This window comes from Cypionkella sp. PAMC25878, from assembly GCF_058135695.1.
This window is the reverse complement of sequence record NZ_CM176871.1, coordinates 3572075-3595852: the sequence shown is the minus strand read 5'-3', so window position 1 is coordinate 3595852 and position 23778 is coordinate 3572075. Positions and strand designations below refer to the sequence as shown.

The following is a 23778-nucleotide window of genomic DNA, read 5'->3' as shown; positions in this document are numbered from 1 at the left end:
GTTATTCTTTGTTTTTGTCCGAAGTAGGTCGATGCCCCTCCGGTTGTAACGCCAAGTCTTGACGATTTCGCCTTAGCTATCAATCCTGAATTTTCGCCGCGATACAGATTGTTTTTCCGGCGATTTGTAGTGTTGGGGCGGCATTTTGCTGGGATTGACAGGGGCGGTGGCCAAGGCCACGTTCGCCCACAACATATGGGGGCTAGAAATGATCGAACTGACGCCGCGTCAAGTGCTGGACCACCTCGTCGGCTTCCCGACGGTGAGTCGCGGCAGCAATCTCGATCTGATTGATTGGCTGGAAGGCTATCTCGCCAGCCATGACATCGCCTCGCATCGGCATTGGAATGAAGATCGCACGAAAGCCGCCTTGTTCGCGCATGTCGGGCCGTGGGAAGCGGGCGGCGTGGTACTGTCGGGCCATTCCGATGTGGTTCCGGTGGATGGTCAGGCGTGGTCGTCGGACCCTTGGGTGGTGACGGAACGCGACGGGCGGCTTTACGGGCGCGGCACCTGCGACATGAAGGGCTATGTGGCGCAATCGGTCTGGGCTTTGGTGCGCGCGCAAAAGCAAGGGGTCAGCCGTCCTTTGCAACTGGCGCTGTCTTATGACGAGGAACTCGGCTGCACAGGTGCTCCGCCGATGATCGCCGCGATGCAGGCGGTGTTGCCGCAAGCCTCAGCTGCGGTGATCGGCGAGCCTTCCGGCATGAAGCTGATCCACGGCCACAAGGGCGGCACCGGCTATCATGTGCATGTGAAGGGGTTTGAGGTGCATAGCTCGCTGCTGCCTTACGGCGTCTCGGCGATTATGGAGGGCGCGCGGCTGATCGCTTGGGTCAACGCCAAGAACGCTGAAATTCAGGCCCGCCCGGCCTCCGCCGTAGCTGCGACCTTCTATCCGCCGTTCACCACGTTGCATGTCGGCATGATTGCAGGCGGCACCGCGCATAACATCACGGCTGGCGATTGCACATTTGCCGTCGAGATGCGGGTGGTTCCCGGTGAGGATATTGACGCGTTGGCGGCTGAGTTTGAGACCGAAGCCGCCCGCTTGGACGCAGCGCTGAAAGCCGTGCGGCCTGAAGCTGGCGTGCATCTGGAAAAGTTTTTCGGCGTGCCGGGGTTGAAACCTGAAATCGACGGCGCTGCCGAACATCTGGTGCGGCAACTCACGGGTGATAACAGCACTGGCGTGGTATCTTACGGCACCGAGGCCGGGCAATTCCAAGAGGCGGGCTATTCGGCGGTGGTCTGCGGCCCCGGCGATATCGCGCAAGCGCATCAGGTCGATGAATATCTGGAATTGTCGGAATGGGACGCCGGATTGCGCTTTATGCAGGGCCTGTTGAAGGAACTCGCCTGATGCGATTTCCGATTTCCGAGGCCAATAAACCACGCTTTACCAGTGCGTTACCTGCCGCCTGCGATGTGGTGGTGCTGGGCGGTGGTGTGATTGGCGTCATGACGGCGTGGCATCTGGCCGAGGCCGGATTGAAGGTTGTACTCTGCGAAAAGGGCCGGATTGCCGGCGAGCAAAGCAGCCGCAACTGGGGTTGGATCAGGCAGCAAGGCCGCGATCTGGGCGAGTTGCCGATCATGATCGAATCGCTGCGGATCTGGAAATCCCTGTCGCAAGAGTTCGGCGCGGGCTTGGGGTTTCGACAGGAAGGGGTGATGTACCTCGCCCGATCCGAGGCCGAAATGCAGGGTTTTGCCGATTGGCTTATTCATGCCAAAGCCCACGGTCTGGACACCATGATGCAGACGCCGGGGCAGGTGCAAGCGGCGATCAAAGGTGCCGAAGCGCCATGGGTTGGCGGCTTGTTGACGCCCTCCGATGCGCGGGCCGAGCCTTGGGTGGCGGTGCCAATGCTGGCGGAAGGTGCCGTGGCGCGCGGCGCGGTACTGATCGAAGGTTGTGCGGTGCGGCGGTTGGATCGGGCCGGGGGCCGCATCACTGGGGTCTATACCGAAAAGGGCCGCATCGCCTGCGATCAGGTGGTGGTGGCGGGCGGCGCGTGGTCGTCGCTGTTCCTGCGCGCCGAGGGCGTGACCATTCCGCAACTGGCGGTGCTGGCAAGCGTGGCCGCGACTGAAGCGATGCCCGAGGTCTATGCCGGTGACGTGGCGGATGATCGCTTTGCCTTCCGCCGCCGTTTGGATGGCGGCTATACGATTGCACCGGGGGCCAGCCATGATTTCTTCAACGGCCCGGATGCTTTCCGGCATATGTGGGCCTATATTCCTGTTTTGAAAAAAGATTTCACCTCGACCAAATTTCGCCCGGCGGCGCCGAAAGATTACCCGGACGCTTGGGGAACAAGGCGCAAATGGCAGGCCGATCAGGTATCACCGTTTGAACGTCTCCGCGTGTTGAACCCAAGCCCGAATATGAAAGCCCTGTCGGATGTGCAGGACAATTTCGCCAAAGCGCTGCCGGAATTGGGTCGCCCGAAACTGAAAGCCGTCTGGGCTGGGATGATCGACACTATGCCCGACGTGGTCCCCGTCATCGATCGGGTGGCGGCGATCCCCGGCCTTGTGATCGCCACAGGGATGAGCGGCCACGGCTTTGGCATCGGCCCCGGCATGGGGCGGGTGGTGGCCGATCTGGTGGCAGGCAAGACCGAGGTGCACGATCTGACGCGCTTCCGGCTGACGCGATTCTCGGACGGCAGCAAGATCGCGCCGGGGCCGAGTTTGTAAGCACCGCGCTGGTTTACGCGTAGAACGCTCCGCAGGGGATATTTAAGCCAAGATGAATGGCTTAGCATTTCACATTGGTTTAAATATCCCCGCCGGAGGCATCCACGCGTGGTGAGGCGCGAAAGCCGATCCAAAGCAGCGTAGGGTGGGGTTTTACCCCACCGCTCCGTTCAATCACTCCGCCGCGATTTTGATCACCGGCTCCATCGAGGCCAGCAATTCGTCGCTCAGGTGGCATTTGATCTGATGGCCGCCCTCCAGCGTCCGCATCGGCGGCATCTCGATATCACACAGCCCACCCGGCACCTGAGATTTCCAGCGGCAGCGGGTCTGGAACGGGCAGCCGGGGGGCGGGTTCATCGCCGACGGAATATCGCCTTCCAGCACGATGCGTTTGCGGATGACTTTGGTGTCGGCGATCGGCACGGCGGACAGCAACGCCTCGGTATAGGGGTGGTAGGGCGGCTGGAACACCTGATCGGTGGTGCCCATTTCCACCACATGGCCGAGATACATCACCATCACCCGGTCAGACAGGTAGCGCACGATGGAAAGGTCATGGCTGATGAACAAGAGGGTGGTTTTGTTCTCGCGCTGAATATCCATCAGAAGGTCGGTGACGGCGGCTTGCACCGACACATCAAGCGCGCTGACAGGTTCATCGGCGACCACAACCTTGGCTCCGCCCGCAAACGCCCGCGCGATGCCGACGCGCTGCTTTTGCCCGCCCGACAACTGACGCGGCATCCGCTCGGCAAAGGCGCGGGGGAGTTTCACCAGATCGAGCAGTTCCAGCATCCGGGCGTGGCGTTCCTCGTCCGACTTGCCCTGCTTGAAAATCTCCAAGGCGCGGATGATCTGGCGGCCGACATTCATCGAGGGGTTCAGGGTGTCGAACGGGTTCTGGAACACCATCTGCACCGAGGACACTGTATCGGTGTTGCGCTGCTGGATCGGGGTGGATTGCACGTTTTCATCGAACAGTAGGATCGAGCCCGACGTCGCGGTTTCCAGCCCCATCAGCACCTTGGCGAAGGTGGATTTGCCGCAACCAGATTCGCCGACGATGGCGAGGGTTTCGCCTTCGCGGGCCTCAAACGACAGGGTTTCATTGGCCTTCACCACTTTTGTCGTGCCGCTGCCAAAGCCGCCCGAGGAGACGGAATAGTATTTCTTCAGATCCTCCATCTTCAGCACGACTTTGCCGATCGGGGTCTTGGGCTTGCTGGCCTTCAAGGTCATGGGGGCGTCCCAGTCGATCTCGGTCCATTTGATACAGCGGGTGGCGTGACGGTCATCGCCCGGCACCGGGAACATCGGCACTTCGGCGGCGTTGCAGCGGCCGTCTTGGAAATAATCGCAGCGTGGGCCGAAATTGCAGCCCTTTGGCCGCTCATGCGGCAGCGGGAAGTTGCCAGGAATGGCGACGAGGGGGTGGCTGTTTTTGTCAGCCCCCGGCAGCGGGATCGAGCGGAACAGGGCTTGGGTATAGGGGTGGCGCATCTTGTCGAAGACTTCGATCACGTTGCCGGTTTCCACCGCTTCGCCGGAATACATCACGCAGAGGCGATCACAAACGTCGAGGATCAGGCCAAGGTTGTGGGAGATAAACAGCATCGAGGTGCCGTATTTATGGCCCAAGTCCTTGACCAGATCGACGATGCCGGCCTCAACAGTCACATCCAAGGCGGTGGTCGGCTCATCGAGGATCAGAAGGGCGGGTTTCGACATCAGCGCCATCGCGATGACGATGCGCTGTTGCTGGCCGCCGGAAAGCTGGTGCGGATAGGCTTGCAGGATGCGGTCGGGGTCGGGCAGGCGGACATCGGCGACGATTTGACGCGCGAGTTTCCACGCCTCGTCCTTGGCCATGCCCTGATGGATCATCGGCACTTCGGCCAGTTGCGCGCCGATCTTCATCGCGGGGTTCAGCGAGGCCATCGGCTCTTGGTAGATCATCGCGATTTCAGAGCCGCGAATGTGGCGCAGCTCTTCGTCGTTCATATGGGTCAGATCGCGGCCCTTGAATTTGATGGTGCCACCAACAATCCGCCCGTTCTTGCCCAGATCGCGCATCACCGCCAAGGCGACGGTGGATTTGCCGCACCCAGACTCTCCCACCAAGCCCATCGACTCGCCCGCCATCACTGAGCAGGAGAAATCCATCACTGCCGGGATTTCGCGCAGCCTGGTGAAAAAGCTGATCGAGAGGTTTTCGATCTCAAGTATCGGTTTCGATGGATCCCAGGTGGTGTCAGTCATGGCAGCCTCGCTTTGACGGGAGGGATAGGACCGGGGGCTAGCCCCCGGACCCCCAGGATATTTGAGCACAGAGGATGACCAAAAGGGTCAGTCCTTTAGGCTTTCTTCGCGCAGACCATCGGCCAGCAGGTTCAGACCCAGCACGAGGCTCATCAGTGCAAGCGCAGGGGTGATGGCGGGATGCAGGTAGAGCGACAACAGTTTGCGGCCATCGTCAATGGTGGACCCCCAATCCGGACTTTCCGGCGACACACCCAGACCGAAGAAACCCAGGGTCCCGAGCAGGATCGTAGTATACCCGATCCGCAGGCAGAAATCGACGATCAAAGGGCCCCGCGCGTTGGGCAGGATTTCCCAAAGCATGATGTACCACGCAGACTCGCCCCTCGTCTGGCCAGCGGCGACGTAATCGCGGGCTTTCAGATCCATCACGATGCCGCGCACGATGCGAAACACCGTGGGCGAGTTCACGAACACCACCGAGACAAAGACGTTCAGCAGGTTCGGGTCCATCGACCACACACCCAACGGGTCCAAGTTGAAGGCGAGGCCGAAATAGGCCCAGAGCCCGATCACCAGTGTGACGCCGACATAGAGGTTGCGTTTCGGCGGGTTGGTGAAGAAGCGCGAGTTGAACAGGGTGCAAAAGAAGATCACCGGGAAGATGAACAGCACCGCCGCCAGCACCACCGGAATGCCCGTGTTGCGGATTTCCGGCGTGACCAGCAGGTAGAACAGCAAGATCACCGGGAAGGCCAGCACGAGGTTGGCGAGGAACGACAAAGCGATGTCGAGCTTGCCGCCGAAATAGCCCGCAGGCAGGCCCAACGTCACCCCCATGATGAAGGCGAAGGTGGTGGCGGCTGGCGCAATCGTCAGCACCCGGCGCGCGCCCATCACCACGCGAGAGAACACATCGCGGGCAAGGTGGTCGCCGCCCAGCAGGAAGTAGGCGTATTGGCCGGGTTTTGGATCAATCAGCGGCGTGCCGGGCAACGGGTTTTTCACCCGGCCAAATTGCGCAATCGGGTCCATCGTGACGATGACATCGGCGAAGATCGCGGTATAGACCCAGAACATCACCAGCATAAAGCCAATCATGCCCACCGGGCTGTCAAACAATTTGCCGTAAAGCCCCAGCTTGCGTTTGTAGCGGATCGAGACGGTGAAGGTGATGATCAGCGCAATCCAGACGGGCAGGAATTGCTGAAGGATGCGGGCAATGATCTGGCCCCAGGATAGCAGTTCGGTGTTCATTCTTGCCTCATGCCAGCCGGATACGGGGGTTCAGGAATACATAGCCAATGTCGGAGATCAGCTGTGTGACCAGAACGACGAGGACCGCGACCACCGAACAGCCGAGAAGCAGGTCGATGTCATTGTTGCCAGCGGCTTGCACCAGCGTCCAGCCGAAGCCTTTGTAGTTGAACAAAGCCTCGGTGATCACCACGCCGTTCAGCAGCCACGGGAATTGCAGCATGATCACGGTGAACGGCGCGATCAAAGCGTTGCGCAACGCGTGCTTCAGCACCACATCGCGGAACCGCACACCTTTCAGCCGCGCGGTGCGGATGTATTGCTGGGTCATCACCTCGGTCATGCTGGCGCGGGTCATCCGGGCGATATAGCCGATGCCATAAAGCGCGATGGTCAGCACCGGCAAAGCGAAGTTCCAAAAGGTGATCTTGTCCATGGCGCTTGTCGCGGTGCCAAGGAACAGCGTCTTGCCGCTGATCCAGCCCCATTCATGCAGAAGCGGCGATATCCCTGCGGTGGCGCTTGCGAAGATCGCCACCAGGATCACACCCGAGACATATTCCGGTGTGGCTGTGGTGGCGATGGCGACAATCGACAGGCTGCGGTCAAGCCGTGAGCCTTCGCGCATCCCCGACAACACCCCCATGATCAGCGAGACGGGGACCATGACGATCATCACCCACATCATCAGCCAACCGGTGGAGCCCAGCTTTTGCAGCACAGATTCCAGCACGGGTTTCTTGAACACGGTAGAAAAGCCCCATTCGCCCTGCAACACGCCGCAGTATGTGGCGGCGGTGGCGGGGTCCGCGTTGTTCTGGATGCAGCGGCCGCGCGTGACACCCTTGCCATCGGTTAGCTTCCAGCCGGGGGCGACGCCAAGCCACTGCGCATAGCGGCCAAACACCGACCCACCATGGCCGTTGTTTTCGATCCAAGAGGCCACCGCCTGATCGGTCATCCGAACCGAGCCCTCGGTGCGGGCCAGCTTCTCAAGATTCGGCGGCAGGTTGGTCAGGTAGAACACGACAAAGGTCAGCGCCAGCGCAGTCAAGACCATGACGCCTAAGCGCCTTGCCACGAATTTCAACATCAATGGTTCCCCTATGCGCCAAACGATGGGCCGCTGACTGTGCGTTGTTGCCTGCGTTCAGTCTTTTATAAGTCCGGGTCGAGTGTAGTCGGGACGAAAAGGTCCGGGCACCTGAGGTGCCCGGACCGGTATCAGCTTAGGACAGCGACCACTTGTAGTGGTGATGCTCGAACGACGGATGCATCTCGACATTCACGCCTTCTTTGGCGTGGCGGAACAGCGAGCGCCAGTAAGGCTGAATGATATAGCCTTCGTCTTGCAGGATGGTTTCCAGTGTCACCATGACTTCACGGCGGGCGTCAGCGTTGTCCAACGCCAAAGCCTTGGTCATTGCCGCGTCGAAATCCGGGTTCGCCATACCGGATTCGTTCCACGAACCGGTCGAGGTATAGGCCAGCGACATGTTCTGCACGGCCAGCGGACGGTGGTTCCAGGTGGTCGAGGAGAACGGGTATTTCTGCCAGTCGTTCCAGAAGGTCGAGCCCGGCATCACGGTGCGCTTCACCGTCGCCCCGGCGTCGCGCAGCTGGGCTGCGACGGCATCGGTGGTGGCGGCTTCAAAACCGTCGTCCAGCGAGATGATTTCGAACTCGGTCTTGTCAAGGCCAGCAGCGGTCAGTGCAGGCATCAGACCAGCCGGATCAATGACTTGCGCCGGGATCTTGGCGTATTCCGGGTGGATCGGGCAGGCGTGGTGGTTTTCTGCGGTGGTGCCCAGGCCGTTATAGCCAAGCTCCAGCACAACCTTCGGATCAACCGCTTTCTGGATCGCTTGCCGGACGGCTTTGTCCTTGTAGAGATCGCCGTTGGCCGAGTTCATCCGCACCACGATGGTCGAAGCGGTAACGGCTTCGATTTTCTTCCAACCCAGACCATCCATCTGCTCGATGAAGTCGCCAGTGGTCTCGTAGTTGGTGTCGATCTCATCCGAACCGGCAAGCTGCACCATGGCAGACGGGTCGGTGCCGAAGTCGATGTAATGCACTTCGTCAAGCGGAGCAGTGCCACCCCACCAAGTGTGGTTCGGCGCGCGCACCAACACGACCTTTTGGCCGACCGAGACTTCTTGCGGGATGTAAGGCCCGGTGCCGATCGCATTGGTGGACGGGTCCGAGCCATCGACATAGGACGAGTGCACCACAGCCGCCGGATAGTCGGCAAGGTTCGCTACAACGGCGATGTCAGATTGCGACATCACCAGCTTGACTGTGGCGTCATCCACTTTGACCAAAGCGCCATCGCGCAGCTTGTTGATCATCACGGCAGCGCCGGCTTCGTCTTTCTTATCGGTGCCATCGGCATTCTTCGCAGCCACCGACTCGACCAGACCGGCAAAGCGCGACGCCATCGCGTTTCCATCGACCGAACCATCGGTCCAGCGGGTGAACATGCGCACCACGTCATCAGCCGTGAATGCGTCGCCGTTGTTCCATTTGACGCCCTGACGGACTTTCAGCGTGTATTCGGTCGCATCCGCATTGGCTTCCCAGCTGTCGAGCAGGCGACCCTCGAAGGTGCCGTCAGCGTTATACTGGATCAGATATTCCAGCCAGCCGCGATAGATGTTGGCGATCTGCGGCCAATCCGCGGTGCGCGGGTCTTTCTGGGCTTTGACTTCCATGGCGCAGCGCAGAATGCCGCCAACCTTGGCGTCTTGTGCCTTAGCGGGGGCAGACAGCCCGAGCAGGCCATAAGCCGCAGCGGCGGAAACGCCCAAAGCGGTGGTGCGCGACAGAAACTCACGACGGCTCAGCTTGCCGTCCTGAACTTCCTGCGCGTGCATGTAAGCAGCCGGGTGCAAGGCGCGCTCGGTGGTGCGGGTATCGGTCATCGGTATCTCCCTGTAAGGCTAAAGCCTTTACGTTTTTTTGGCCGTTTCTAATCTGGCGATGCGCTTGAACCGATGCGGCTTTCGGTGGCCCTTCCCCACGACGGGCACCCGAAACTTCCGCAACGGCATTGATGCGTCTCACGCCCCTATTCGGCACCTTTTCCGCCAATCCGTCAACGGCTGGATTCGCCCTTGCATGTAACGTTAGCGACATTGCCCTGCCGGAATCGGTGCCCAAACCGCTGCAAAAACCGGCATCGCCCCGGCATACCATAGTGTGCCATGACTTCCGCCCCACGCGGAACATTGTCCGCCATCGCGGACGAATCGTTGCAGTCACGACAGCTTTCGCGCCAAAGGCGTCGATTGGGTCAAATCGCGCGGCGAAAAGCGCTGGGGGAAGACCCGGTCAGATGCTGAAACGCGCGGGTGAAATAGGCGGGCGAAGTAAAGCCAAGGCTGGCTCCGATCTGCCCCACCGCCATGTCGGTTTCCGCCAGCAGACGGCGGGCCTCAAAGATCCGGCGATCCTGCAACAGATCAATTGCCGAGCGCCCGCAGGTCTCGCGACAGCAGCGCGTCAGATGAGTGGCCGTGACACCCAGATCGCAGGCCAATTCGCCCACGCCCTTGCCGCGACGAAATTCTTTCTCCAGCAGCGCGGTGAAGCGCCCGACCAAGCGCTTGGCCGCATCCGGGCGCGGGGTTTCAGCGCTGGCTTTGCTGGTTTGGCGCTCAATCCACACCCCCAAAAGCCCGAGATAATGCCGCGTCGCGCGATCATGCGCAGGGGTGTCGCTGTCCATCTCACGCTGGATCATATCCAGCGTGACATTGACCTCTTGCTGCGCATGCACTTCACGGATGCGCAGATGCAGCGGCTCCGCTGGCAAAGTAACGGTGGAGTTTTTGCCGAAAAATACCGCTGTGCCAAACACTTGCGGACCAACCTCAAAGCCATGCATCACGCCGGGGGGAATGTAGATCGCGTTGTTGGCGGTATAGCCCCGGGTCTGGCCTGCAATGGTGATGCGGCCCTGACCCTTGGTGAACCACAGAAAACAGCCCTCAGACAAAGACCGCATCGCCTCGACCCGCCAGCGCCCGCCCGCCGCCAGACGTGGAATCGCGATCAACCGCATTTGATCGGTATCGGGACCAGACTTCGGGCCAGCTTTGGGGTCAATTTTCGGGCCAGTTTTGGGTTGAGGGGTCTTCATGATGCGCTGCCTGCTTTTGTATTTTTCCAACATGTAACCGAGGGTTGCAACACAACCCAAGCGAAAAGATGGCAGGCAGCGGAAGTTATCCACAGCGGGCGCGGAAAGCTGTGGAGAACTCTGTGGGCGGAAATCAAGCGCTCAGGGCAGGGTGATTTCGCGCCAGTGTTTCATCCGCGACCGGAACCAAGTGCGCTGGCGCTTGGCATATTGGCGGCTTGCCAAAGTCGCGGCCTCTGCGGCATCGCGCAAGCTGATCTGGCCGCGCAAATGTGCCACCAACTCCGGCGCACCAATCGCCTTCGCCCAAGCCTGTACGGGCTGCCAATGGGGCAGGGCCGCGCGCACCTCGTCCAGCGCGCCCTCGGCCAGCATGATCTCAAACCGCCGTGCGATTCGCGCATCGAGCCAAGCCACATCGGGCCGGATCACCAGCGCTTCCACCCCGGCCAGCGGCAAGGTCGCCGGCCCGGTCGCGTCCTGCCACGCAGCCAAACCCCGCCCGGTGCTCGCCTGCACCTCCCAAGCCCGCTGCACCCGCGCGGGGTTCAACGGATCAATCCGCGCCGAAGTACCTGGGTCCAACTCGGCCAGTAGGGCCGCAATCCCCTCCTCCGCCAACCGCCGATCCGCCAGCGCGCGCACTTCAACCGGAGTCGCGGGTATCTCGCTCAACCCTTCGGTCAAAGCGCTGAAATACAGGCCCGTGCCGCCCACAATCACCACCGGACGATCCAGCACCGCCTGCACTTCCCGCAGCCAATGCCCCACCGAATAGGCCTGATCGCGGCCGACATGACCATAAAGCGCGTGTTCCGCCACCGCCTCATCCGCGCGCGATGGCCGCGCCGACAACACCCGCCAGCAGTCATAAACCTGCAACGCATCGGCATTGACGATGATGCGGCCATCCCGTGCCGCCAATTCCAGCGCCAAAGCGGATTTGCCACTCGCCGTAGGTCCGGCAATCAACACCGGAGCCTCGCGCGAAATCCGGCTCACATCACAACTCACATCAGCCCTTTCACATTGGCATAAATATCCCACGGGGGTTTGGGGGTGTGAAACCCCCAAGCGGCTAGCGCAGCAAAGCGACGCCCCATGTCGCTTCCCCCGTTGAACCCGCCCCCGTTTTGCGACATTTTAGCCGCCAGTCAATCCGGCCCATCCATTCCTGCTATTAAACCTAAGGATACCCCATGTCTCACCCCGGCGAGCCAAAAGTGACCTACAACCGGGTCATGCTGAAAATCTCCGGTGAGGCGCTGATGGGCGACCAAGGCTATGGCCTGCATCCGCCCACCGTGCAACGCATCGCCGAGGAAGTAAAATCCGTCCGCGATCTGGGGGTCGAGATCTGCATGGTGATCGGCGGCGGCAATATCTTCCGCGGTCTGGCAGGCAGCGCTCAGGGCATGGAGCGGACGACCGCCGATTATATGGGCATGTTGGCGACGGTGATGAACGCCCTCGCCATGCAATCGGCACTCGAATCCATCGGCGTCTTTACCCGCGTCATCTCGGCCATCCCGATGGATCAGGTCTGCGAGCCCTACATCCGCCGCCGCGCCGTGCGACACCTTGAGAAAAAGCGCGTCTGCATCTTCGCCGCAGGCACCGGCAACCCGTATTTCACCACCGACACCGCAGCCACCCTGCGCGCCAATGAAATGGCCTGCCAAGCGATCTTCAAAGGCACCAAGGTTGACGGTGTCTATGACAAAGACCCGAAGAAACACGCCGACGCCAAGCGCTACGACACCGTGACCTATGATGAAGTGCTGCAAAAACACCTCGGTGTGATGGATGCTTCCGCCATCGCCTTGGCGCGCGACAACGACCTGCCGATCATCGTGTTCAGCTTGGACGAACCCGGTGGCTTCAAAACCATCCTTGCGGGGCAGGGCACCTACACAAGGGTGCATGGGTAGGGCGGTGTTCACCCCGCCACTGCCTAAACCCCTATACCTGCCAAACCACTTGCTGTTATAGAACGGCAAAAGCCCAACCACTTTGGGCCGAAGACACGAAGGAAGACCCTATGTCGGACGATCTTGAAATTGACCTCGACGCCATCCAGCGCCGGATGGACGGTGCGATGAACGCGCTGAAGGTGGAATTTGCCTCGCTGCGCACTGGTCGCGCCTCGGCCTCGATCGTCGAGCCGATCATGGTCGATGCCTACGGCCAAATGACCCCGATCAACCAGCTGGGCACCGTCAACGTGCCGGAACCGCGCATGGTGGTGATCAACGTCTGGGATAAGGCGATGATTTCCAAGGTCGAAAAAGCCATCCGCGAAAGTGGTATCGGCATCAACCCGGTGACCGATGGCCCGCTGATCCGGCTGCCGATCCCGGAGCTGAACGAAGAACGCCGCAAGCAGTTGAGCAAAGTTGCCGCAGGCTATGCCGAGAACACCAAAGTCTCGATCCGCAACGTGCGCCGCGATGGCATGGACCAGATCAAAAAGGCCAAAGCCGCTGGCATGGGCGAGGACGACCAGAAGATGTGGTCGGATGAGGTGCAAGACCTCACCGACAAAGCCATCCTTGCCGTCGATCGTGCGCTGGAACACAAACAAGCCGAGATCATGCAGGTTTAACGCCTTGGCGCGCAGGCCAACTGCGCGCCACATTCTGTACAAATTTCCAGCCCATATTCGGGCGACTTCACAAGGTAGGGCGCGGTCCTTGGGCGATAAATCCGACACAAAGACCCGCGAGGCAGCGCATGTCGCCATCATCATGGATGGGAACGGCCGCTGGGCCACCAATCGCGGCTGGCCCCGGCTGGTCGGTCACCGCAAAGGTGCCGAACGGGTCAAACAAATCGTCCGCGCCGCCCCCGAAATCGGCATCCAATGGCTGACGATCTACGCGTTTTCCACCGAGAACTGGAAACGCTCCACCGAAGAAGTCCTCGGCCTGATGTCGATCTTCGCCCGTTACATCGAACGTGAGGCCGATCGTCTGGCGGCTGACGGCGTGCGGATGCGCTTCATTGGCGACCGCAGCAAGCTTGACGCCAAATTGCAACGCCTGATGACCGGGATTGAGGCGCGCACCGCTGGCCTCACCCGGCTGAACCTCACCGTGGCGATCAATTACGGGGGCCGCGATGAGATCACCCGCACCATCCGCGCGCTTGCTGCCGAGGCGGCTGCTGGCCGCATTGACCCGGCCCAGATCACCGACGCGACGATCAGCCAGCACCTTGATACCGCCAATATCCCCGACCCTGATCTGGTGATCCGCACCAGCGGAGAAACCCGCACCTCGAATTTCCTGCCATGGCAGGCCGCCTATGCCGAATACGAATTCACCGAAACCCTGTGGCCGGATTTCACCATTGATGAGTTGGTCGCCATCCTTGCCCGCTTTGGCCATCGGGACCGCCGTTTCGGCGGCGTGGCAACGGCATGAGCCTGCAATCCGCGCAATGGGGCGATCTGAAGCCACGCGTGCTGTCGGCGGCGGTGATGCTGGCGGTGGGCGCGGTGGAGATTTGGCTGGGGGGGTGGTGGTTCCTGATCCTGATCACGCTGCTGACGGCGGTGATGATCTGGGAACTCGCCCGGCTGTCGCAGCCCGCTGAACCCCGCCTCGCGCTGGCCATCGCCGCGCTTGCCGCCCTCTGCATGATCGCGGATGAGGGTTGGCCCTCGGTTTCGGCGTGGATCGTATTTCCCCTCGTGCCCTTGGCTTTCATGGCCACACCGCGCCGCCAACAAAAAGCAGTCGCGGCGATTTCGGTGGCGGTTCTGGTCTCGGGCCACGGCTTGTTCGTGCTGCGCGACGAGCAGGGCACCATCGCCTTTCTGTGGCTGCTGGGCGTGGTGATTGTCTCGGATGTGATGGGCTATTTTGCGGGCCGTATCTTGGGTGGGCCGAAATTCTGGCCCGCAATCAGCCCGAAGAAAACATGGTCTGGCACCATTGCGGGCTGGATCGGCGCTGCAGTTTTGGGCGCTTGCTTCGTTGTGGCCGGGCACGGCAGCGTCTGGCTGATTGTGTTGTCTCCCTTTGTTTCCTTCGCAGGCCAGATGGGGGATATTGTGGAAAGCTGGCTGAAACGCCGGGTGGGCGCGAAAGACAGCTCTGCCCTGATCCCCGGCCATGGTGGCGTGCTGGATCGTTTTGACGCGTTGACCGGGGCAATGGTGCTGGTGATGATCCTCACCAGCAATCGTTTCTTTGATCTGCCGATTGGGGGCTAGATGCGCTCGATTTCGGTCTTTGGTGCCACCGGATCGGTGGGGGAAAGCACATTTGATCTTTTGATGCGCGAGGGCGGGGCGGAAGCCTACCGCACGGTCGCTTTGACAGGGGGGCGCAATGTGGCGCGACTGGCGCAGATGGCGATTGCCCTGCGCGCCGAAGTCGCGGTGACGGCCTTTGACGATTGCCTGGCCCCGCTGCGCGACGCTTTGGCAGGCACGGGCATTGCTGTGGCCGCAGGCACGCAGGCCGTGCATGACGCCGCCGACCGCCCCGCCGATTGGGTGATGAGCGCGATTGTCGGCGCGGCTGGTTTGGTGCCGGGGATGCGCGCCTTGCGTCACGGCGGCAAGCTGGCGCTGGCGAATAAGGAAAGCTTGGTGACGGCTGGTCAGTTGCTGATGGCGACGGCGGCGGCCAATGAAGCCACGGTGCTGCCGGTGGATTCTGAGCACTCCGCGATCTTTCAGGCGCTGGTCGGCGAAGATCTGGCGGCGGTAGAACGCATCATCCTGACCGCCTCGGGTGGCGCGTTGCGCGATTGGCCGCTGGAGCGCCTCTGCGATGCCACCGTGACCGAAGCTTTGGCGCATCCGAACTGGAGCATGGGCGCACGCATCACCATCGACTCGGCTTCGATGTTTAACAAAGCCTTGGAAGTCATTGAAACGCGCGAGTTTTTCGGCGTAGATCCCGCGCAGATCGAGGTGATCATTCACCCCGAATCGATCATCCACTCGCTGGTCGGTTTCCGTGACGGCGCGGTGATGGCCCACCTAGGTGCGCCCGATATGCGCCACCCGATCGGCTATGCCTTGCACTGGCCCCATCGCCAAACCCTGCCCGTGGCGCGTCTGGACCTTGCCGCTTTGGGCGGTCTGACCTTCCGCGCGCCCGATGAGACCCGCTTCCCTGCGCTGCGTCTGGCGCGCGAGGTGATGGCCACACGCGGTCTGGCAGGGGCCGCCTTCAACGCCGCCAAAGAGGTCGCCTTGGATCATTTCATCGCAGGCGGGCTTGGCTTCATGCAGATGGCTGCCGTAGTTGAGGCTACACTTAACCGTGTTTCGTCAGATTGCAGCCTTGGAATCGCCGCCCTCACCCTTGAGGATGTGCTGCAAATGGATCATCTGGCACGGATCAGGGCCGCCGAGGCGGTGAAAATGGTAAAGGGCAGCTAGCGTGGATTTCAGCAGCTTTGCGGCGTCATTTGGCGGTGCGGTTTGGTCGGGCTTGTTCTTCATCGTCGCGGTGGCGGTGATCGTCGCGGTGCATGAATACGGCCATTACATCGTCGGGCGCTGGTCTGGCATCCATGCCGAGGTGTTCTCGTTAGGCTTCGGCCCGGTGGTGTATTCTCGGGTCGATAAACGCGGCACCAGATGGCAGATCGCGGCGCTGCCGATTGGCGGCTATGTGAAATTCCTTGGCGATAAGGATGCAGCCTCTGCCCCCGATCAGGCGGCTTTGGGGGGCCTGACACCCGAGGAAAAACGCCACACCATGTTTGGCGCACCACTTTGGGCGCGTGCCGCCACCGTCGCCGCGGGGCCGGTCTTCAACTTCATCCTCGCGCTGATCGTGTTCATCGGCCTGATCACCTACACCGGGGTTGCTACCGAAGTCCCCGTGGTGGGCCACGTCAATGCCTCGCCCTTTGTTGGTGAGACCATCCAACCCGGCGATAAAATTCTGGCGCTGAACGGTACCGCCACCCCCGATATCGAAACCTTCGCCAATACCGCCAACGCGCTGCCCCCCGCAGCTGCCGTCACCTACAGCATTGAACGCGCTGGCAAAACGCTCGACGTGCAAGGCGCGCATCCGTTCCTGCCGATGGTCGGTGCGGTGATGCCGCGCAACGCGGGTGGCGATGCAGGCATTCAGGTTGGCGATGTGATCATCCAAGCCGCTGGCCAAGATGTGACCGCCTTCAGCCAGCTTCCCGCTTTGGTTGAAGCCAGTGCAGGCCAACCCATCGCGCTGAAAATCTGGCGCGCAGGCCAGATCATCGACATTACCCTGTCCCCCAACCGCCGCGATCTGCCGAAAGACGGCGGCGGCTTTGAAACCCGTTGGATGATCGGCCTGTCGGGTGGGATGTTGTTCCAGCCGCAAACCCGCCAGCCGGGGCCTTGGGAAACTGTCACCCTTGCCGTCGATCAGGCTTATTTCACTGCGAAATCCTCGCTTTCCGGGCTGTGGCACATCGTCACCGGCCAAATCAGCACCTGCAACCTCTCTGGTCCGGTCGGTATGGCCGAGGTGATGGGCGACGCCGCCCGCCAAGGGTTAGAGCAGTTCGTCGGCTATCTCGGCATGATGTCGCTGGGCATTGGCCTGCTCAATCTGTTCCCGATCCCGGTGCTTGATGGCGGCCATCTGGTGTTCTTCGCCTATGAAGCTGTGTTCCGCCGCCCGCCGGCACCTGCCGTGATGAATATCCTGATGCTGATCGGCCTTGTCGCGGTGCTTAGCTTCATGTTCTTCGCTTTGGGCAATGATTTAACCTGCAAATAAGGCCGGGCAAAGAGCGCCGGCCCCCCCAACCAGCCACAGTACTGCCACATTCCCGGCGTAGATTTTCCCCATCATCTGATGCGGAAAGGGCAAGACCATGCAAGCAGTCATGAAAAGCTACAAAGGCCTGTCGCTGCTGGTCTGGCTGAACTGGGACCGCCTGTTCACCGTCGGCACCGTGGTTGTCGGTCTGCTGGCAGGTGCCTTCCTGGGCACGGCGCTGTTTCACCGCTGATCTTGGCGCAAAACTGCGGCCCAGATTATCCTCGCATTGCTTACGATTTTCCCGGCCATCCTTTTGACATTGCTTGCGGTTACAGGTAGTCAGATGCACAGGATTTAGTGCATTCAGGAGCGGCTCATGCGGGAAACAGCAAGCGCAGGTATCACGCGCAAGGGGATGCTCCGAGGCCTCATGCGCCCAACCCTTGTTGCAATTCTGCTTTCCAGCGCAATGGTTTCTGAACCGTTCCTCACGCTTGCCCATGCCGAAAGCTACAGCTTCAGCAGCGTCACCGTGGAAGGCAACGCGCGCGTCGATGCCGCCACGATCCTGAAATATGCGGGAATCGCCCGCGGTGAGACTTTGCAAGCCGGGCAGTTGAATGACGCCTACCAACGGATTTTTGCCTCGGGATTGTTTGAAACTGTTGATCTTGTGCCACAGGGCAGCACCCTGTTGATCAAGGTCAAAGAACTGCCGATGCTGAATGTTGTCGATTTTCAGGGCAATAAACTGGTCAAAGACGAAAAGCTGACCGAACTGGTCAAATCGAAATCGCGGCTGGTCTACAATCCGGCGCAGGCTGAGGCAGATGCAGCACAGATCTCGGAAGCCTACCGGGTGCAGGGCCGTCTGGCCGCCACGGTTGATCCAAAAATCATCCGCCGCTCGGACAACCGCGTCGATCTGGTGTTCGAGATCACCGAAGGCAAAGTCGTTGAAAACGAAGGCATTTCCTTTGTCGGCAACCGCTCTTTCAGCGATCGCCGCCTGAAGCAAGTGCTGCAAACCAAGCAAGCAGGTTTCCTGCGTCAGTTGATCAAATCCGATACTTTCGTGCCGGAACGGCTGCAAGTCGACAAGCAGATGCTGCGCGATTTCTATATGTCGCGTGGTTATATCGACGTGCAAGTGGTGGATGCCACCGGGCAGTTGTCACGCGAACGCGATGCGACCTTTGTGACCTATACCGTCAAAGAAGGCCAAAGCTGGAAGATCGGCAAGGTCAGCACGGTATCCGAGGTTGAAGGCGTCGATGCTGCCGAATTTGCCGCTGTGCAAAAGATGCGCACGGGCGTCACCTATTCGCCCTCGATCATCGACAACAACATCGCCCGGATGGAAAATCTGGCTTTGCGCAAGGGGCTGAACTTTGTCAGCGTCGAGCCGCGTCTGATCCGCAATGAGCGTGGCCAGACTTTGGATGTCGAATATGTCATCAAGCGCGGTCAGAAGGTCTTCGTTGAACGCATTGATATTGAAGGCAATACCACAACCCTCGACCAAGTGGTGCGCCGTCAGTTCCGCACCGTCGAAGGCGACCCCTTCAACCCGCGCGAAATCCGTCAGGCCGCCGAGCGCATCCGCGCGCTTGGCTTCTTCACCGATGCCAAAGTCGATGCCAAACCCGGCAGCAACCCGGATGAGATCGTCGTCAACGTCGATGTCGAAGAAAAACCCACCGGCTCGATCAGCTTTGGCGCAAGCTTTGGCACCAGCTCGGGTTTGGGTCTGAACCTCGGCTTCTCGGAAACCAACTTCTTGGGGCGCGGGCAGGCTTTTGCGGTCAATATCTCGACCGCCTCGGATACCAAAGACAGCGGCATCTCGTTTGTGGAACCGGCTTTGCTGGGCCGCGATCTGAAGCTGAAACTGGGTGCTTCGTATAACGAAACCAACAACGCCAGCGCGCTCTATGACACCCGCGCTGTCGGGATCACCACCGGGCTTGAATTCCCGCTGTCCGAGCAGTCGCGGCTGGAATTGCGCTATAAGGCGTTTCAGGATACCGTGAAGGATGTGACTTCGACCTCAGCGTTGCTGATCGCCGAGGGCGAGCGTGGCGCTGAATTCGGCTCGGGTCTGGGCTATAGCTACACGTTCGACAACCGCGTCACCGGTCTGAACCCGAAAAGCAGCCTGTTGTTCCGCTTCGGGCAGGATTTTGTCGGTCTGGGCGGCGATGCGAAATACGTTGAGACCACAGCGTTGGCTGTGGCTGAAACCAAGGTTTTCAACGAAGACGTCACGCTGCGTGCGGTGTTTGAAGGTGGTGCGGTCAACAGCTTTGGTGGCTATGACACCCGCGTCACCGACCGCTATTTCGCTAACGGCAAAATGCGTGGTTTTGACACCAACGGCATCGGCCCGCGGACGGCGGCAGGCGATGCCTTGGGCGGCAATTTCTACGCCACGATGAAGCTGGAGGCCGAGTTCCCGCTGGGCCTGCCGGAAGAATATGGCATCACCGGCGGCGTGTTCTACGACATGGGCTCGGTCTGGGGCTTGGATAACAACCCCGACGCCGTAGACGACAGCGCCCATCTGCGCGCCGCCGTCGGTGTTTCGATCCTGTGGACCACGCCAATCGGCCCGCTGCGGTTCAACTTCTCGAATGCGATCAAGAAAGAAAGCTATGACGAAGAACAAAGCTTCGATCTGACCATCGCGACGAAATTCTGATGCAACGGCAGGCGGCAGGGCTGGCTTTGGCGCTGCTGCTTGGCGTGTTCCCGCAGGCCTCAACGGCGCAAAGTGTGGTGCAAAAAACCGCCATCGTGACGCTGGATCAGGATCAGTTGTATCTCGGCACGCAATATGGCCGCGCTTTGCAGGCCAAATTCGAGTCCGAATCCGCCGCTCTGCTGGCCGAAAACCGCAAAATCGATGCGGCGCTTGAGGCTGAGGAACGCGACCTGACCACCAAGCGCGCCACAATGACCGCGCAAAACTTCCGCCCCTTGGCAGAGGCTTTCGACAATAAAGCCAATGAGTTGCGCAAAGCTCAAGACCTGAAATCCACCGATCTTGCCAAGTCACGTGACGCGGACAGGCAGGCGTTCTTTCAGGCCGTCGCCCCGATTTTGGGCGATTACATGGTGGAACGCGGCGCAGTCGCCATCTTGGATAAATCCGCCATCGTGGTCAGCCTCGGTTCGATCGACATCACCAAAGAGGTGATCGCCCGCATCGACACAAGACTGGGTGACGGCAGCAAACCAACGGCTCCCAATCCCCCGCCACCCAATCCCCCGCCACCCAATCCTCCGACCCCCGCGCCCTAAGCCTTACGGCCGCAGGCTTGTTTCACCCGGCGGTTTTCGCTAGTCAGATCACATGCCCCGCCAAGAGGGCCGCACCCTCGGAGATCCCATGACCGACCAACCCGCAGCCCCGCTGTCCGCCGACCTCGCGCTGATCCAGCGCATCATTCCGCACCGCTATCCCTTCCTCTTGGTCGATAAGGTGCGCGACATTTACCCCAACAAATCCTGCGTCGGCATCAAGAACGTCACCTTTAATGAGCCGCAATTCCAAGGCCATTTCCCCGGCATGCCGATCTTCCCCGGCGTGATGATCATCGAGGCGATGGCGCAAACAAGCGGCATCCTCGTCGGCCTGTCGATGGACCTGGTCGATAAAAACGCCACCGTGTTCTTCATGGGCGTCGATGCGGTGAAATTCCGCCGCAAAGTCGTGCCCGGCGATGTGATGGAACTCCATGTCACCGCCCTGCGCGGCGGCGGTCGGGTGTGGAAATTCGCCGGTCGCGCCATGGTCGATGGTGAACTCGCCTGCGAGGCCGAATTCATGGCGATGTTTGACGTGCCGAAGAAAGCCTGAGCATGGCCATCCACGGAACCGCCCTTGTCCATCCATCGGCCTTTGTCGAGGAAGGTGCCACGATTGGCCCCGATTGCTTCATCGGCCCTTTCGCGTTGATCGGGGCCGAGGTCACTCTGGCCAAAGGCGTCACCGTGAAATCCCATGCCGTGGTGACGGGGTGGACGGAGATCGGCGAAGACACCACAATCTTCCCCTTCGCCTGCGTCGGCGAAGTGCCGCAAGATCTGAAATTCAACGGCGAACGCACCCGGCTGATCGTCGGCGCGCGCTGCAAAATCCGCGAAGGCGCCACCCTGAACACCGGCACGGCGGGTGGCGGTGGCATCACCCGCATCGGCGATGATTGCCTGTTGATGACAGGCTCGCACATCGGCCATGATGCGCAGCTCGGCAACCGTATCGTGCTCGCCAACCAAGTCGCCATCGCCGGGCACTGCCAGATTGGCGATGATGTGATCATTGGTGGGTTGTCGGGCATCCACCAATGGGTGCGCATCGGGCGCGGGGCCATCATCGGCGCTGTCACCATGGTCACCAATGATGTGCTGCCCTATGGCCTCGTGCAAGGCCCGCGCGGCGTGCTCGATGGCCTGAACCTCGTCGGCCTGAAACGTCGCGGCGTCGAGCGCAGCGACATCTCCGCCATGCGCGCCGCCTATCAGGCTTTGGCGCAGGGCGAGGGCTCTTTCCTCGACCGCGCCCGCCGTCTGGCCGATGAAACTGACAGCGACTACGTGCGTGAGATGACCGATTTCATCCTGTCCGCCACCGACCGCTCGTTTCTGACCCCGAAATGAGCAAGCTTGCGATCATCGCAGGGCAGGGCGCTCTGCCTGCGGCTTTGGTCGCAGCCCTACCGGATCACCCGATGATCTGCGCGCTGGACGGTTTTGCGCCCGAGGGCCTAGAGGTCGATCAAATCTTCCGCGTCGAACGCCTCGCTCTGTTCCTGCGCCTGCTCGAAGACCAAGGCATCACCGAAGTGATCTTTGCAGGCGCGGTGCAACGTCCCCGCCTCGACCCCTCACTGTTCGATCCGCAAACCGCGCAAATGGTGCCGCGCCTGCTCGCCGCCATGCAGGCAGGCGATGACGCCACCCTGCGCGCAGTTATCGCGATCTTTGAGGAAGCGGGCTTTGAGGTGGTCGGCGTCGAGGCCATCGCCCCCGCCCTCCTCCCCGCCGCAGGCGTGCTCACCGGAACCCTCACCCCGCAGCACGAATCCGACGCTGCCCGCGCCGCGACCATCACCGCCGCCCTCGGCGCCGTCGATGTAGGCCAAGGCTGCGTCGTGGCCCTTGGCCTCTGCCTCGCGGTCGAGGCGCTGCCCGGCACTGATGCCATGCTCACCAGCCTCAGCCAAATCCCCGCCAGCCTGCGCCCGAAAGGCGGCCTGTTCTATAAAGCCGCCAAACCCGGCCAAGACCGCCGCATTGATCTGCCCACCATCGGCGTCGAAACCATCCGCCTTGCAACGGAGGCGGGCCTGTCCGGCATAGCCTTCCAAGCAGGCTCGGTGATCTGCCTTGATTTGCCGCAAATGATCACGGCAGCGCAGGCAAACGGCCTGTTGCTATGGGCGCGCTAAAGCTGTTCTTGATCGCAGGCGAACCCTCTGGTGATCGCCTCGGCGCGGCCCTGATGGCAAGCCTGAAAACTCTACACCCCGAGGTGAGCTTTCAAGGCGTTGGCGGCCCTTTGATGCAGGCCGAGGGGCTGAACAGCCTGTTCCCGATGGAAGAACTCTCGATCATCGGCATCGCGGAAGTGCTGCCGAAATACTTCCACCTCAAACGCCGTATCCGCGAGACCGCCGCCGCCGCCCTCGCCGCCAGCCCCGTCGCCTTGATCACTATAGACTCCCCCGACTTCTGTCTGCGCGTCGCCAAAATCGTCAAAGCGGCGAACCCCAAGCTGCGCACCATCCATTACGTCGCGCCTTCGGTCTGGGCATGGCGTCCGGGACGTGCCGCCAAAATGGCCAAAGTCATCGACCACGTTCTGGCCCTGTTGCCGTTCGAGCCGCCCTATATGACCGCCGCAGGTATGAGTTGCGATTTCGTCGGCCATCCGGTGGTGTCAGAACCCCTCGCCACGCCAGCGGAAACCGCCCAACTCGCAGGCCAGGGCCCGCTGATCCTAACGCTTCCCGGCTCGCGCAAAGGCGAAGTCACCCGCCTCGCCCCAGTAATCGGCGAGGTCCTCGCCCTGATCAAAGCCCAACACCCCAACGCCCGCGTCGCCCTGCCCACCGTCCGAGGCGTCGCCGATCTGGTCCGCAGCCTGACCGCCACTTGGCCGATCCAACCACAGATCATCACCGACCCCGCCCTGAAACGCGCCGCCTTCGCTGCAGCAGACGTGGCGATTGCCGCCTCTGGCACCGTCTCGCTGGAACTTGCGGCCAACAGCTGCCCGATGGTGATCGCCTACGACATGCATCCGCTCACGCTCTGGCTGATGCGCCGCGCCGCGCTGATCGACACCGTGACGCTGGTCAACCTCGTCTCAGAAACCCGCACCGTCCCGGAATTCATCGGCGAAAACTGCAGAGCCGCTCTGATCGCCCCGGCGCTGCTCAACCTGCTGGAAAACCCGCACAGCCAAGACGCAGCGATGCATCTCACCATGCAGCGCTTGGGGCAGGGCTTCGAGCCCCCCGGCCTGCGGGCCGCAAAATCCGTCCTCGCCGTGCTGCCAAAGTAGCTAAACTTTATCTAAAATTGCTTTCATCTTGGCGAAAATATCCCACAGGGGTCCGGGGGTGTGAAACCCCCGGCTAAGGCCAGCCAAAGGCGCGAAAACTGAGAAATTTT

Annotated in this window: 21 protein-coding genes; 15 read left to right on the top strand and 6 right to left on the bottom strand. The window is 61.0% G+C overall.

All coding sequences use genetic code 11. The annotated features are described in order from the left end of the window. The first annotated feature begins 208 nt into the window (after positions 1-208). Both argE and ACS5RD_RS17570 read left to right on the top strand, forming a co-directional pair. Complete coding sequence (gene argE, locus ACS5RD_RS17575) at positions 209-1366, top strand: acetylornithine deacetylase (RefSeq protein WP_489928455.1); 1158 nt, start codon at positions 209-211, stop codon at positions 1364-1366. Continuing rightward, the gene (locus ACS5RD_RS17570) at positions 1366-2709 is read left to right on the top strand and encodes an NAD(P)/FAD-dependent oxidoreductase (RefSeq protein ID WP_489928454.1); all 1344 of its coding nucleotides are present in this window, start codon (positions 1366-1368) and stop codon (positions 2707-2709) included. Before argE ends, ACS5RD_RS17570 begins: the two co-directional genes overlap by 1 nt. A gap of 174 nt (positions 2710-2883) precedes the next feature. Here the strand turns inward: ACS5RD_RS17570 and ACS5RD_RS17565 are convergent, their stop codons facing one another. From ACS5RD_RS17565 to miaA, 6 genes are all read right to left on the bottom strand, one after another. Beyond that, positions 2884-4971 carry a dipeptide ABC transporter ATP-binding protein gene (locus ACS5RD_RS17565; RefSeq protein ID WP_489928453.1) on the bottom strand — a complete coding sequence of 696 codons (2088 nt, stop codon included), beginning with the start codon at positions 4969-4971 and terminating at the stop codon, positions 2884-2886. Positions 4972-5058: 87 nt separating this feature from the next. Beyond that, on the bottom strand, positions 5059-6228 hold the full coding sequence (locus ACS5RD_RS17560) for an ABC transporter permease (protein ID WP_489928452.1): 1170 nt from the start codon (positions 6226-6228) through the stop codon (positions 5059-5061). 7 nt (positions 6229-6235) lie between these two features. Continuing rightward, positions 6236-7321 carry an ABC transporter permease gene (locus ACS5RD_RS17555; RefSeq protein WP_054004587.1) on the bottom strand — a complete coding sequence of 362 codons (1086 nt, stop codon included), beginning with the start codon at positions 7319-7321 and terminating at the stop codon, positions 6236-6238. Between the two features lie 136 nt (positions 7322-7457). Continuing rightward, positions 7458-9152, bottom strand: coding sequence for an ABC transporter substrate-binding protein (locus ACS5RD_RS17550; protein ID WP_489928451.1), 1695 nt, complete (start codon positions 9150-9152; stop codon positions 7458-7460). A gap of 371 nt (positions 9153-9523) precedes the next feature. After that, positions 9524-10372, bottom strand: a complete 849-nt coding sequence (locus tag ACS5RD_RS17545; protein WP_489928450.1) for a helix-turn-helix domain-containing protein — start codon at positions 10370-10372, stop codon at positions 9524-9526. A gap of 141 nt (positions 10373-10513) precedes the next feature. Beyond that, positions 10514-11374, bottom strand: a complete 861-nt coding sequence (gene miaA, locus ACS5RD_RS17540) for a tRNA (adenosine(37)-N6)-dimethylallyltransferase MiaA (RefSeq protein WP_489928449.1) — start codon at positions 11372-11374, stop codon at positions 10514-10516. Positions 11375-11571: 197 nt separating this feature from the next. Between miaA and pyrH the strand changes: the two genes are divergently transcribed. From pyrH to lpxB, 13 genes are all read left to right on the top strand, one after another. Next, on the top strand, positions 11572-12303 hold the full coding sequence (pyrH, locus tag ACS5RD_RS17535; protein WP_054004584.1) for a UMP kinase: 732 nt from the start codon (positions 11572-11574) through the stop codon (positions 12301-12303). A 110-nt stretch (positions 12304-12413) separates the two neighbouring features. Then, complete coding sequence (frr, locus tag ACS5RD_RS17530; protein ID WP_489928448.1) at positions 12414-12977, top strand: ribosome recycling factor; 564 nt, start codon at positions 12414-12416, stop codon at positions 12975-12977. Positions 12978-13119: 142 nt separating this feature from the next. Further along, entirely contained in the window at positions 13120-13797 is a 678-nt protein-coding gene (gene uppS / locus ACS5RD_RS17525) for a polyprenyl diphosphate synthase (protein ID WP_235815501.1), read from the top strand. Continuing rightward, positions 13794-14591 carry a phosphatidate cytidylyltransferase gene (locus ACS5RD_RS17520; RefSeq protein ID WP_489928447.1) on the top strand — a complete coding sequence of 266 codons (798 nt, stop codon included), beginning with the start codon at positions 13794-13796 and terminating at the stop codon, positions 14589-14591. The genes uppS and ACS5RD_RS17520 overlap by 4 nt, the downstream gene beginning before the upstream one ends. Then, the gene (gene dxr / locus ACS5RD_RS17515; RefSeq protein ID WP_489928446.1) at positions 14592-15773 is read left to right on the top strand and encodes a 1-deoxy-D-xylulose-5-phosphate reductoisomerase; all 1182 of its coding nucleotides are present in this window, start codon (positions 14592-14594) and stop codon (positions 15771-15773) included. A 1-nt stretch (position 15774) separates the two neighbouring features. Then, positions 15775-17112 (top strand): RIP metalloprotease RseP, encoded by a 1338-nt coding sequence (gene rseP / locus ACS5RD_RS17510; protein ID WP_489928445.1) that lies wholly within the window; start codon positions 15775-15777, stop codon positions 17110-17112. A 97-nt stretch (positions 17113-17209) separates the two neighbouring features. Next, positions 17210-17347, top strand: coding sequence for a hypothetical protein (locus ACS5RD_RS17505; RefSeq protein ID WP_202905541.1), 138 nt, complete (start codon positions 17210-17212; stop codon positions 17345-17347). 126 nt (positions 17348-17473) lie between these two features. After that, positions 17474-19798, top strand: a complete 2325-nt coding sequence (gene bamA, locus ACS5RD_RS17500) for an outer membrane protein assembly factor BamA (protein WP_489928444.1) — start codon at positions 17474-17476, stop codon at positions 19796-19798. Next, on the top strand, positions 19798-20400 hold the full coding sequence (locus ACS5RD_RS17495; protein ID WP_489928443.1) for an OmpH/Skp family outer membrane protein: 603 nt from the start codon (positions 19798-19800) through the stop codon (positions 20398-20400). The genes bamA and ACS5RD_RS17495 overlap by 1 nt, the downstream gene beginning before the upstream one ends. 88 nt (positions 20401-20488) lie before the next feature. Beyond that, a complete protein-coding gene (gene fabZ, locus ACS5RD_RS17490; protein ID WP_054004576.1) occupies positions 20489-20959 on the top strand; it encodes a 3-hydroxyacyl-ACP dehydratase FabZ in 471 nt (156 codons plus the stop codon). A 2-nt stretch (positions 20960-20961) separates the two neighbouring features. Next, on the top strand, positions 20962-21759 hold the full coding sequence (lpxA, locus tag ACS5RD_RS17485) for an acyl-ACP--UDP-N-acetylglucosamine O-acyltransferase (RefSeq protein WP_489928442.1): 798 nt from the start codon (positions 20962-20964) through the stop codon (positions 21757-21759). Next, positions 21756-22550: an LpxI family protein gene (locus ACS5RD_RS17480; RefSeq protein WP_489928441.1), complete on the top strand. Its 795-nt coding sequence runs from the start codon at positions 21756-21758 to the stop codon at positions 22548-22550. The genes lpxA and ACS5RD_RS17480 overlap by 4 nt, the downstream gene beginning before the upstream one ends. Then, positions 22538-23668 carry a lipid-A-disaccharide synthase gene (lpxB, locus tag ACS5RD_RS17475; protein ID WP_489928440.1) on the top strand — a complete coding sequence of 377 codons (1131 nt, stop codon included), beginning with the start codon at positions 22538-22540 and terminating at the stop codon, positions 23666-23668. Before ACS5RD_RS17480 ends, lpxB begins: the two co-directional genes overlap by 13 nt. The last annotated feature ends 110 nt before the right edge of the window (positions 23669-23778 follow it).